The following is an 11,871-nucleotide window of genomic DNA, read 5'->3' as shown; positions in this document are numbered from 1 at the left end:
AGCTGCAGGCTCGATGCTCCACGAACATCGAATTACTCTGCAGCTTCCAGCGGCGTTACTTTAGCTCTCTAAATAGTGGCCATACTTCTCTAAAGCTTGGGCGCGTTGAGTGGGCGTGTGGTACGAAGGGAACAGCTCATCGTGCGGGGCGTAATCGCGCAGGACGCCTTTGGCGACGGCTATTTTGTGGACTTCTGTTGGTCCGTCAACGACACCTAATTCAGGGATATTGGCCCACATATGGGCCAGCGGCGTTTCGTCAGAACTGCCTAAACTGCCGTGGAGGTGCATGGCGCGAGAAACCACTTCCAAAAGCACCTTAGGTGTCGCGGCTTTGATTGCAGCGATTTCCTTGCGGACCTCGCGGTTATATTCTTTGTGCTTATCGATCAGCCAGGCGGTGTACAGAACATGCAGTCGATACTGCATCATGATGGTATAGGCGTCGGCAATTTTTTCTTGGGTCATCTGCTTGTCGGCAAGGAGTTCGCCCTTCGTTTTACGGCTCAAGGCGCGTTCACACATCATGTCGATAGCTTTGCGGATAACACCCACGCTGCGCATAGCGTGGTGTACGCGACCACCGCCAAGGCGAGTCTGGGCAACTAAGAAACCGTCACCTTCTTCACCCAGCAGATTACTTGCCGGTACGCGACAGTTTTTAAACTCAATGTAAGCGTGAACACCGTCACCTTGTTCTACATAGGGTCCCACAGCCGAATTCCGGATGATATCCATGCCCGGTGTGCCTTGCTCAACCAGAAAAATAGACGCGCCTTTGTGAATTGGCACATCAGGGTTGGTCACAACCATGACCAGCAAAAAGGCGCTAAAGCGTGCATGAGAGGCAAACCACTTTTCACCGTTGATGACCCATTCATCGCCATCTCGAGTTGCGGTGCAAAGGAACTCTCCGGGATCGGCGCCTGCTTGGGGTTCGGTCATTGAGTAGCACGAGGCAATGTCGGCGTTAAGCAGCGGTTTGAGGAACCTTTCCTTTTGATCCTCTGTCCCAAATTTGGCCAATATCTCGGCATTACCCGAATCGGGCGCTTGGCAACCAAAAACACTGGGCCCGAAACGGCTTCTTCCCAAGATTTCATTCATAAGACCCAAGGCGACTTGGCCGTAGCCTTGTCCGCCCAATTCAGGCTCGAGGTGGCATGCCCAAAGTCGTTTGCTTTTAACAATCTCTCGCAGTGGTGCCATGGCCGCGGCGGCTGGTGAGTTGGGGTCCCAGGGGTCCCCCGGTTCGCGGAAGACCAAATCGAGGGGCTCAATTTCTTCTTTAGTAAAAGTGTCAATCCAATCGAGTGACTCTTGGAAGTCGGCGTCCGTTTCAAACGACCATGTCATGGGTGATCTCCTCAATCCATCGTGTCATGCCCGATTTGCTCTGCTCAATGCCTCAAACTGATGTCTGTGGCTAGGAGATGCGGTCGAGCCCTTGTTGTGTAATGATAAGTGTAGACTTGCTTAACGCAAACAAGCAATGTGCAGTCAGTCTATGAGTTGTGTTTTCAGTAGGTTTTACACGCTCCGACGAAGAATTTGGTGCACATCTGGGGTTGTTAAAATTGCCAGCTAGTTGTAACTTGTTCCGAACAAGTTTAACTCAATAATAACCCGAAAACACCATGGCGTTTGAATTGGAGAAAATAATGAGCGGTGACCCTAGCAATCAACCGGTATGGCTGGTCACTGGTGCGTCTCGGGGTATCGGCGCTGCAATTGCGGCTCGAGCGAAGGAGCAGGGGTGCCGCGTAGTGATTGTGGCCAGAGGTGAGGAAGCTGTCAGTACGGCTAACCGTTTGGGCGCAGGTGTGGTAGCGATTCAAGCCGACGTGAGTGATGTTGCCGCTGCCCAACGTGCGGTTGATGAGACCATTGCGACCTTTGGACGCATTGATGTTGTCGTCAACAACGCTGGCGTCCATCGGGGCGGCAAAGTCGAGCGGTTGAGCCCTGAAGATTGGCAAACCGTTCTCAACGTCAACCTCACTGGAGCCCTCAATATGATCAGGGCGGCAAAGCCGCATATGGAGGTGGGAGCCAGCATTATAAATATCGGTGCTGTCGTAGGCTTTCGAGGATTTCCCGGGGATGTGGCCTATGCGTCGTCAAAGGCCGGCCTATCGGGAATGACTAACGCACTGGCCATTGAGATGGCCAAGCAAGGCATCACGGTCAATCTCGTGATTCCGGGCCTAGTTTTGACTGATATGACCTCGGGACTGACTGACGCTGCGATGGATAATATGAAAGCAAAAATTCCGATGGGCCGATTGGGTCAAGACCGAGAGGTTGCTGAAGTTGTCTATTGGGTTAGCCAAAGTCGCTACATGACCGGAGCCACAGTCCCTGTCGACGGCGGGCTCATGTGCAGTTTTGGGGTTGTCAGTCCATGAGTACCGCGTCTCAGGATGCCGTTTGTCGCTGGCTCCAAGAAAACCTTCACTGGTCTAATGTTCAGTTTTTAGGGCCCTTGAGCGGTGGTAACTCAAATTTAACTTGGCACTTCTCCGGTGCCGAACAATCATGCGTTGTCAGAACAACGCCGGACGAGGCTATCTCGCCGAATTCTGCCAGGGGAATTGAGCGCGAGTCTAAAGTGCTGAAACTTGTGGAAGGCATCGTTAAGGCTCCTAAGCTAATCGCCTGGTGCGATGATACCGAGGTGATGGGGCGGCCTTTTTTAGTTCAAGAGTGGATCAATGGCAGCTCGGTAACTGCAACACTCCCCAACGCCGATTGGGACCCCGTGGAAGCTACCAACGCGCTGGGTGAAGACATGATGCGACAACTCGCTGACGTCCACAGCATTGTTTGGCCTCATGAGGCCCTGTCTTCATTAGGGCGCCCTGATAATTTTGTCAGTCGCCAGTTAGAGCGCTGGTTAGCTGTTCGTAAAGAATACGCTGTCAGAGAGCTTCCGCTGCTGTTCGAACTGGGTGCGTGGCTACAGGATAATAGGCCTGATACAGAACGCCCGGCGCTGATCCACGGTGATTACCATCTTGACAACACCTTGGTAAGCGCGGAAACCCCAGAGATCAAGGCCATTATTGATTGGGAGCTCGCCACTGTCGGTGACCCGGCAATGGACGTCGCGCTGGCACTGTTGTTTTGGGGTGACAAGCGCGCCTGTGTCCCCCCGGCGTTTTCTCATTTGCAAGCGATCTCAAGGCGTTCAGGGGTTGTCGACCGAAGGCATCTGGCTGGGGTTTGGTCTAGTGAGACGGGTCGCTCCACTGACGCAATGGGTTACTACATCGCACTCGCTGCTTGGCGACTCGCTGCAATAATAGAAGGTGCTTATGGTCTCTACGTGGAGGGTAAAGTTAATACCCCCTACGCTGCCGGACTCGAGCACGATGTCCCTGCGTTATTAGCCGAGGCCGAGCAGGCCGCGGCTGGAAATTGGTAGCGCAACCTATGGCCGTCAATGACCCCAGCATGATGAGCACCATGATGCATACGCCTCTTGGGGTGGCCACTCTGTTTAAATTTGGGGCTCGTCATTTTTCTAGCAGTCGCGTCGCCGACTATGACGGCGTGGATCTCCATTGGTGGTCCTACCGGGAGATAGAATCACTGGCGGGTCGAATGGCGAATGGGCTGGCGACATTGGGCGTTGGCAGTGGCGATCGAGTAGGCACATTTCTTTGGAACGGAGTGACGCATCTAGGGGTTTATCTTGCCGCCCCTAGTATGGGTGCGGTCATGCACACGCTTAATTGCCGGCTTGCTGCGGACCAAATTGCTTATATTATCAACCACGCGCAGGATCGCTGTGTTTTTGTCGATGGTCGATTGGAGGCCCAGTTTCGCCCCGTTCTCAGTCAAATTCCTGAGGTACGACATATCATTGTTGCGAATCCTCAAGGTGGTCTTGAGGACGACCGAATTATTAGCCTGGAGAGCCTGCTTGATAACCAGCTAGAGCATCATGACTGGCCGGAAATTCCAGAGACACAGGCGGCAGGAATTTGTTACACCAGTGGCACTACGGGTAATCCTAAGGGCGTTGTTTACAGTCACAAGACGACCTATCTTCATGCTTTGGCTTCGCGATCTGTAGACAGTTTCGGTGTACAAGAGCGAGACACCATATTGATGCTGCCAGCCATGTTTCACGCCAACGCTTGGGGTTTTCCCTACAGCGGTTGGATGTCGGGTGCGGATATGGTGATGCCCGGACCTCACACTCAGCTCGAACATTTAAAAACGATGATTTTGGCGTCACAACCCACATTAACGGCGATGGTGCCTACGATACTAGGCGACCTCTTGCGAGATAAGGCGCTGACCCAAGATCAGATGGGCACTTTCAGAGCTTTGGTGTGCGGCGGATCCGCCGTGCCGTCGTCTATGATTGAGGGCGCGCGTGACCGCTGGGGTGTCCCTGTCATTCAAGGTTGGGGGATGACCGAGACCAGCCCGATGTGTGTGCTGTCACACCCGCCAAAAGACTTGGCTGACACGCCAGAGACGCAATGGCGGATGAAGAGTGGTCGGCCCGTCCCCGGGGTGAGCGTGCGCGTCGTTGATGAGGCTGACTGCCTTCTGCCTCAGGACGGACACACGGTGGGGGAACTGCAGTTGCAGGGTGCCTGGGTGACGGGAAGTTACCTTGATATTGAGAGTGACGCTTTTACTGCAGATGGTTGGCTGAGAACGGGGGACGTGGGACACATTGACAGGCAGGGGTATGTGCAACTGACTGATCGCATGAAGGATGTTATCAAGTCGGGAGGCGAATGGATTTCTTCGGTTGATCTTGAGGATGCCATATTACAAACTCCGGGAGTGTCTGAAGTTGCGGTTATTGGCGTTGCCGATGAGCGTTGGCAGGAGCGACCACTGGCGGTTGTTGTTTGTGCGGATGAACTACTCGCCTCTGCGGCCCAAATCAGAGCGTTCCTGCAAGACAAAGTAGCTAAGTTTTGGGTGCCTGAATACTGGTCTTTTGTCTCTGAGTTACCCAAAACCAGTGTGGGCAAGTTGGATAAGAAACAGCTCCGTTTAGATCATGGTGACGGTCACTTGCCTATCGAGATTTGTCGTGAATAAATGCACCAACCACAAAATAAGAAGGACAGCTTGTCCATGAGTAAAAGTGTTGTAAAAACCACATCTAATGATCAATCAGGTGCCATCAACAAACAGGCAGAGCGCAGTGCTCAGTCTGATAAAAAAATGTTTGAGGCGGCGATTGAGCTCATTAATGAACGCGGTACCGCGAAGACTACGCTCAAGGATATCGGAGAGCACGCTGGCTACAGCCGAGGTTTGGCGAGTTATCGCTTTGGATCGAAAGACGGCCTTTGGATGGAGTTATTCGATAAATTTGATGATATTTGGAAGCAGCATATTGCAGATTACATCAAGGATAAATCTGGATTAGATGCGCTGCGCTGTGCCATCCACGCCCAGCGCGATATTTTTCGAGTGGAATCTGGCTACCTGAGAGCCATGTACATTTTGTGGTACGAGTCCCTAGGAGAAGCTTCTGATATTCGCGCCAGTCTTGCCCACCACCACAAAATTTATCGACGGGACGTTTCCAAATGGCTGGAGCAGGGCGTTGAGGCCGGCGATTTCAGCGCGGACATCGACTGTCAGCAATTGGCGGGGGTTTACTGTTCGATGATGTTTGGTGCGATTTATCAATGGGTCGTTGCAGCAGATGCGCTTGATCTCGATGCATTCTTCGCCTACCTCGAGCAAATGCTGACCTTTTACGTAATTAACGCGAGGCACTAAACATGGCACGATTAAAGGTCGACGGGGAAAAGTCCATCTACTTTGAAGATGTGGGCTCAGGGGAGAAGGCACTAATACTGATCCATGGCTGGGGTATGAGTGGTCGCACTTGGGATGGCGTACTGATTCCACTTCTAGACGCAGGTCTTCGTGTTATCACTATCGATCATCGTGGTTGCGGGCGTTCCGATCATGATTTTGCAGATTTGAGCATCGATGCAATCGCAGCCGATGTTGTGTCTCTTGTCGATTCACTAGCGCTTAAAACGGTTTATCTCAATGGCTGGTCTTTAGGCGGAGCTGTGGCAACACGAGCGGCCCATTCTTTGGGAGCGCGTTGTGCGGCATTAATTCTAACGGCGGGCGCCAGTCCAATTTACACGCAAAAGCCCGACTTGGCGTTAGGCGGTAACGCTGAAGATGTGGCAGGAATAGTGCAGGCAATGAATGCGGACCGGGTGACATTCTTGGCAGGACTAGCCCATGCGGTGACTGCCAAGCCAGTGTCTGATGCCTTGCTCACTTGGATGGGCGACACTTTCATTGGTTCTGCTGCCCGCGCGTCGGCGACGTTGGGTGAACTGGCTCATCTCGATCAACGCGACATTATGGCTGAACTGGATATTCCCATCCTCTCGTATATCTGTGGGCAGGACGGTTTTGTTGCTCCGGAAATATCCCGTTGGGTCGCAGAGAATCATCCCAAGGCCGAGGGCGTCGAGTTTCCGGAGAGTGGTCACGCGCCATTTATCGAAGAGCGTGAGGCTTATCTAGAAAGTTTGATTCGCTTCGTTGCATCTAATTAGACCAGGGAGTTTTAATGACTAATCAAGTAGATTTCGGATTGTGGTATGACTTTCGTAATCCCAAGCCTTGGCAAATCGATTTTGAGGTGTTTTATCAGGAGCGGCTGGATCAGATTGTTGCCGCAGAGGGTATGGGCTTTGATTCGGTATGGCTGACGGAGCACCATTTTTGCGACGACGGCTATACGCCATCGCCACTGATGATTCACGCGGCGATCGGCGCAAGAACCAAGCACATGAAGCTGGGCACCAATCTGATGCTGTTGCCGATCGCTGACCCAGTTCGTATCGCTGAAGACGCTGCAACACTGTCGCTTATGACAGGCGGGCGTTTTGATCTTGGCGTAGGCATTGGTTACCGACAGCTTGAGTTCGAACAGTTTGGCCGCAAGATTTCACACCGCCCAAGCCTCGTAGAGGAGGGCATTGAGATTTTACGTCGCGCCTGGTCGGGTGAGCCGGTAAATTTTGAAGGCAAGCGGTTTAGTGTGGGGGACCTCTGCATAACACCGACCCCCAAGCGGGCCCCCAAGATTCTGTTGGGCGGCATGGCGCCCCCGGCTATTGATCGTGCCGCAAGGATTGCCGATGGCTTCCTCTGTACCGGTGGGATTGGTATGGATGTATATGTAGAAGCGCTTAAAAATAATGGTAAGTCGCCGGAAGAAGGCAATATTATTTTAGGGTGCTGGGCGATTATCGCTGAAGACCCTGAGGCCGAGGCTGCTAACGTCGGCGAGCATGTGCTTTATCAATCCAACGAGTACATACGTTGGGGCGCCTTTGGGCCACCGGATCAGACGCCTTTGTTCCCCGATGCGAGGTCTGCGATTGATAACGGACTCTATGAACTTTGGGACGCCGATATGGCTGTCGAAAAACTCTCCGCTATGATTGAAACGTATCCCATGATCTCAGATATTCACTTCTGGGCTCAGTTTCCTGGAGAGAGCGTCGAGTCAGGAAATCGCCGTTTGAACTACATCGCAGAGAAGGTTCTGCCTCGCCTCAAAGGTTAATTTGTAAGACGTTACCTCAACAGCTCTTGGAAAAAGCCGGCTATCGCCGGCTTTTTTGCTTTCACTCATTGCAAAGATGCCCCTACAGTCCACGCATTAAGCGTCGTGTATGTCTGTGCCACGTCTGATTGTCGACAGTGTCAATCAATTGCTCTTAGGTTAGGGGGTGTTGCCTATCAGCAGCCCGGGCAGAGGAAACCCGTGTACCTTGCAATCCGCGGTTTGGCACTTTTCAATCTTTGGTGAAACAGGGAGGCGCCTCTCTGCGCTGCTCCCAGTGATCGGTGGCTAGCGGAGTTCACTGATTGGCAGTCAATGTCGGGCTTTCGTCAACTGCAAAAACCAAAAGGGCGTTCCCGGGTTCATGAAAGTAAAGCCCGTACCCTGAATTCACGACAACGTGGCCTTGTGCAACGGTAACGCCTGCGCCGCTCATGCCACCGCCAGATGCAGCGACCCCATTGACGGTGTTGAAATCACGCTTGGTGTCATAGTCCCAAATAACCTCACCGGTTTGGCCGTCGTAGGCGCGCAGGTGGCCATCAAGATGTCCAGCGATGACTGCATTGGTGAGGGCGGTCAGCGGGGCAGACACGCCGGGGTCACACAGTGGGCGATCGTCGCTGCAGATGTCTTCCTGTACATGACTCCAAAGCACTGCGCCATTTTCAGCGTCGATAGCATGAACCCCAGGACGGGCCAACGCTGGGTCCAAGTCCTCGCCGTTGCGTGTATCGTTCATATCGTTAATGGGGGCGTAGACTCGAGTTCCCTCTGCCGCCATTCCAAAATGTACGCCACCTTGGATACTGCCACGGCCAACTTTGGTCACCCACTGCCGTTGTGCTCCGGTCGCGGCATCATAAGCCACGACACTGCCATCTTTATGGCCCGCAACAATGACATCTTCAGCCTCGGGACGTTTGATCAATAACGGGCTGGAACCCTGATCGTAGTCTGGGCCCATCTCGGGAGGGCAGTTGGGGTGGTTAACCGACATCATACAACCCACGTTCCAGGCGTCCCCGGCAAATACTTGACGGGTCCAAAGTCTTTCACCGGTATCCATGCGCACCGCAAAGATTGCGTCGCTATTACCATCGGCTGGAGATGAGTAATTTTCCCCCGAGCCAAAAAATAGTCGATTGTTCGCTGGATCGAGTGTCGGGCTATTCCACACGGGTGCGCCCGACGGCGCGAGTATCGCGGTGCCTACACTCGATACTCCTTGCTGACTTGGGGGTTCGGGTACGGTGTAACTCTCCCAGGTGGTAGAACCTGAGTTTGCATCGACTGCAATGACTTTGCCTCTGAAAGTGCAGCAGGGGTAGTCGGGGTCTGCGGCCGCTGTGACCTCAAGGGAAGATACGGGGGCATAAACAATACCCGCATGATAGGCAGGGGTGCCCGTAAGGGTTGCGCTGGGATGGTCGTCGGCGCTGATCTTCCAAACCAGCTCCCCGGTTGTGGCGTCAACGGCATAGAGATTGGCAATGATGTCACCGAAGAACGCCAGAGGGCGTGTCTCGCCATGTTGCCCTAATACAATACCGGTTCGTACTTCTGCGCTAGCTGAAAAAGACCAGCGAACGCAACCGGTTTCCAGGTCCAGAGCATAAACGGTGCCATCCTGACTGCCCGTATAGATTGCGCCCATTGCTATGCTCGGTTGCGAGCGCGCTCTAAAGGCCCCGGCATACCCAAAGCTCCACTTAAGTCGCAGTTTTGGAAGGTCGGCTTGGTTCAAGCCTGCGACCGCGTCTGGAACATACCTTGACGTGTCTCGTCCCCAGCCGGTGATCTCTTGGTTGTCCCAGGCTGCAAAAGTTGCCGCGTCGCCAGTGCAGATATTAACCGGCTGCGATGCTGACTTTGCTGGGGTATAGCGTTGCGAGGTCAGGTATTCAATGACCTCGACTTTTTGCTGCTCCGAAAGCTTGGAGGCCTGCGGGGCCATGATTCCTTCTGTCATAGTGGTGTAAAGAGCTTTCTGAGACATCATTTCAAGCCACGTTTGATGAGGCGCTTTGTAAACTTGGCCAAGGTGGCAGGTGGCACAGTGGGTGTTGTAAAGCGCGGCTCCCGGTAGAGCGCTACGGTTGTCAAACTCGCCGCCAGCTTGAAGCTCGTCAGTTGAGGTCAGTACAGCCGCGCTGTCTGATGCGGATGTTTGATTGGCCAAAAAAACCGAAGCACACAGGATAAACGCCATAAGGGCAAGGGACTTTCCGTCGAACAGATAACGGCCTAAAAGGCTAAATTGATGACTACGCATGAGACCCCTCTACCGCGACTCGTTGTTAATGTCGTCGTCGGTGTTTTTGGTTGGAATTGTTATGGCATCAGTATAAGGTTTTTTGCGCTGTATCCCTATGGAGCAGATTAAAATAACAAGAGGTTTGACATGATAAATCGCCAAGTCGTGCTTGCTGCTCACCCTCAGGGTGTACCCGTCGCAGATGATTTTCGTCTAGTTACAGCGCCAGTGCCTAGTGCAGGCCCGGGGCAGATGGTGGTTCGCAATCTTTACCTGTCTTTAGAGGCCGCCATCCGAAGCTGGTTAGACGGTACAGCGAATTATTTTGAACCTATTGCCTTGGGCGGCGCCATAAGGGGCCCATCTATAGCCCGTGTAGAAACCTCTCAACTGCTGGGTTTTGAGCCCGGAGATCTAGTTTTTGGCTTACACCATTGGGAGGACTACTCGCTCAGTGACGGGAATACAGTGCTACTCAGAAAGCTAACCCCCAACCCGGCGCTCCCCCTGAGTTGGTATGCCGGAGCATTGGGTGGCTCGGGTCAGACGGCCTATGTCGGGCTCCATCGCATTGGTGGTATTAAACCCGGAGAGACGGTTCTTGTGAGTGCTGCCGCGGGGGCAACGGGCAGTATGGCCTGTCAAATTGCCGCCCTTGAGGGGTGCCGCGTGGTGGGCATTGTTGGTGCTGACGATAAGGCCGAGGTGGTGTTAAAAGAGTTGGGTGCCCACGCTGTTGTCAACTATCGTAAAGAGCCAGATTTGGCTGCAGCTCTTGCTCGAACCTGCCCAGAGGGCGTGAACGTTTACTTCGACAATGTGGGTGGGGCGACCCTTGATGCCGCTTTAATGGCTATGGCTCAGGGCGGCCGTATCGTGGGTTGCGGGATGATCTCCGACTATAACAACGCGGCGACGCCCACGCCGTTATACAACCTATGGCAAGTTGTGGAGCGACAACTGAAAATGCAGGGATTCCTGCTGTACAGCTATCTCGATGATTTACCCGCAGCATCAGCCGCACTGGAATCTTGGTTGCTTTCAGGGAAACTCAAAGCAATGGAGAACATCACTCAGGGGTTGCCGGAGGCAGGGGCTGCCTACAGTGCCATGATGGCGGGCACTACCCAAGGTAAAAATCTCGTCGCTGTTGGAGAGGGTTAGGGAATTGCTTGATGCGCTGCTGTAACGCTTTAGGAGCACATTAGGCGTTATTGGCGGCCCAGCGAATGGCGTTTGCTAACAGCAGTCGATAATGGACATCGCCAAGCGTTTCGGCGCCGTCTCCCGGTTGTAGGTAAACGATGCGGCTGTTTTTGTGATGTCTAGTCCACCCTACCAGTGATGACCCCTCGGGTGGATACCAGTCCTCGTTGCAGTACATTTTTCCTGTCACAGCGTGATGAGCCGAATAAAAATTTTCCCGAATAAACGGATAATTGCTAGTGAGCAGAGGGTGTACCGAGTCATCAAAGATTTCGCATAAATAAAGTTCATCGGTTAATTGAAAATTTTCTGGCAGCCCGTGAGTAACGGGGTGATCAGGGGAGGCCAATGAGATGTTGTGCGTCACCTCATGGCGATAGCCTGAATCCAGCACCGGCCGACCTCGACAGTCTTGAGGGTTGTAGAAAAATCGTCCACCAATAATTTCTCCAAACTCTGGCCACATCGGCCAAGAAGCCAGAGCGTGGTGGAGAAACACCATGCCCTTACCGGCCTCCAAAAGTCGATTCATGTTTTCTTGCAAGCGCTCTGGGGGCCTTGTAGCTGTCGGGGGCTGCTCGCTGAAATCAATGCCCGGCATATCGTAAAAAACCAACACGTCATAGGGGGCGGCCAATGCAGGGTCTAAAAACTGCTGACTGGCAGGCTGTTCCACCACCGTGCAGGTAATGCCAGCCAGACTATCTAAGCATTCGCTGAAAGCATCTTTCGGGTAGGGGTGTCCCTTGGTCGCGACTAGCGCGCTGAGTTCAGGCTGGTAATTAATAATGCCCATGGTTTTGGCGTCCCTTTCACT

The 11,871-nt window shown here is 53.2% G+C and carries 10 protein-coding genes; 7 read left to right on the top strand and 3 right to left on the bottom strand.

Annotation, left to right across the window (positions count from 1 at the left end):
* Nucleotides 1–60 precede the first annotated feature (60 nt).
* A complete protein-coding gene (locus ACMAY6_RS09640; RefSeq protein ID WP_435211358.1) occupies nt 61–1,356 on the bottom strand; it encodes an acyl-CoA dehydrogenase family protein in 1,296 nt (431 codons plus the stop codon).
* Between the two features lie 305 nt (nt 1,357–1,661).
* Between ACMAY6_RS09640 and ACMAY6_RS09635 the strand changes: the two genes are divergently transcribed.
* The 6 genes from ACMAY6_RS09635 to ACMAY6_RS09610 are packed head-to-tail and all read left to right on the top strand — an operon-like array spanning nt 1,662 to nt 7,591.
* Nucleotides 1,662–2,408: an SDR family oxidoreductase gene (locus ACMAY6_RS09635; protein ID WP_435211356.1), complete on the top strand. Its 747-nt coding sequence runs from the start codon at nt 1,662–1,664 to the stop codon at nt 2,406–2,408.
* Complete coding sequence (locus tag ACMAY6_RS09630; protein WP_435211354.1) at nt 2,405–3,427, top strand: phosphotransferase family protein; 1,023 nt, start codon at nt 2,405–2,407, stop codon at nt 3,425–3,427. Before ACMAY6_RS09635 ends, ACMAY6_RS09630 begins: the two co-directional genes overlap by 4 nt.
* Before the next feature lie 8 nt (nt 3,428–3,435).
* Nucleotides 3,436–5,073, top strand: coding sequence for a long-chain-fatty-acid--CoA ligase (locus tag ACMAY6_RS09625; RefSeq protein ID WP_435211352.1), 1,638 nt, complete (start codon nt 3,436–3,438; stop codon nt 5,071–5,073).
* Nucleotides 5,074–5,109: 36 nt separating this feature from the next.
* Nucleotides 5,110–5,766, top strand: coding sequence for a TetR/AcrR family transcriptional regulator (locus ACMAY6_RS09620; RefSeq protein WP_435211350.1), 657 nt, complete (start codon nt 5,110–5,112; stop codon nt 5,764–5,766).
* 2 nt (nt 5,767–5,768) lie between these two features.
* Nucleotides 5,769–6,572 carry an alpha/beta fold hydrolase gene (locus ACMAY6_RS09615; RefSeq protein WP_435211348.1) on the top strand — a complete coding sequence of 268 codons (804 nt, stop codon included), beginning with the start codon at nt 5,769–5,771 and terminating at the stop codon, nt 6,570–6,572.
* Between the two features lie 14 nt (nt 6,573–6,586).
* Nucleotides 6,587–7,591, top strand: a complete 1,005-nt coding sequence (locus ACMAY6_RS09610; protein WP_435211346.1) for an LLM class flavin-dependent oxidoreductase — start codon at nt 6,587–6,589, stop codon at nt 7,589–7,591.
* 298 nt (nt 7,592–7,889) lie between these two features.
* Here ACMAY6_RS09610 and ACMAY6_RS09605 read toward each other — a convergent pair whose 3' ends face one another.
* On the bottom strand, nt 7,890–9,866 hold the full coding sequence (locus ACMAY6_RS09605) for a PQQ-binding-like beta-propeller repeat protein (protein ID WP_435211344.1): 1,977 nt from the start codon (nt 9,864–9,866) through the stop codon (nt 7,890–7,892).
* 129 nt (nt 9,867–9,995) lie between these two features.
* Here ACMAY6_RS09605 and ACMAY6_RS09600 point away from each other — a divergent pair, with 129 nt between their 5' ends.
* Complete coding sequence (locus ACMAY6_RS09600) at nt 9,996–11,012, top strand: MDR family NADP-dependent oxidoreductase (protein WP_435211342.1); 1,017 nt, start codon at nt 9,996–9,998, stop codon at nt 11,010–11,012.
* 40 nt (nt 11,013–11,052) lie between these two features.
* Here the strand turns inward: ACMAY6_RS09600 and ACMAY6_RS09595 are convergent, their stop codons facing one another.
* The gene (locus ACMAY6_RS09595; RefSeq protein WP_435211340.1) at nt 11,053–11,850 is read right to left on the bottom strand and encodes a ThuA domain-containing protein; all 798 of its coding nucleotides are present in this window, start codon (nt 11,848–11,850) and stop codon (nt 11,053–11,055) included.
* Nucleotides 11,851–11,871: the final 21 nt, after the last annotated feature.

The organism is Luminiphilus sp. nBUS_16, from assembly GCF_051201645.1.
Classification (GTDB): Bacteria; Pseudomonadota; Gammaproteobacteria; order Pseudomonadales; family Halieaceae; genus Luminiphilus.
This window is presented reverse-complemented; position numbering and strand designations above follow the sequence as displayed.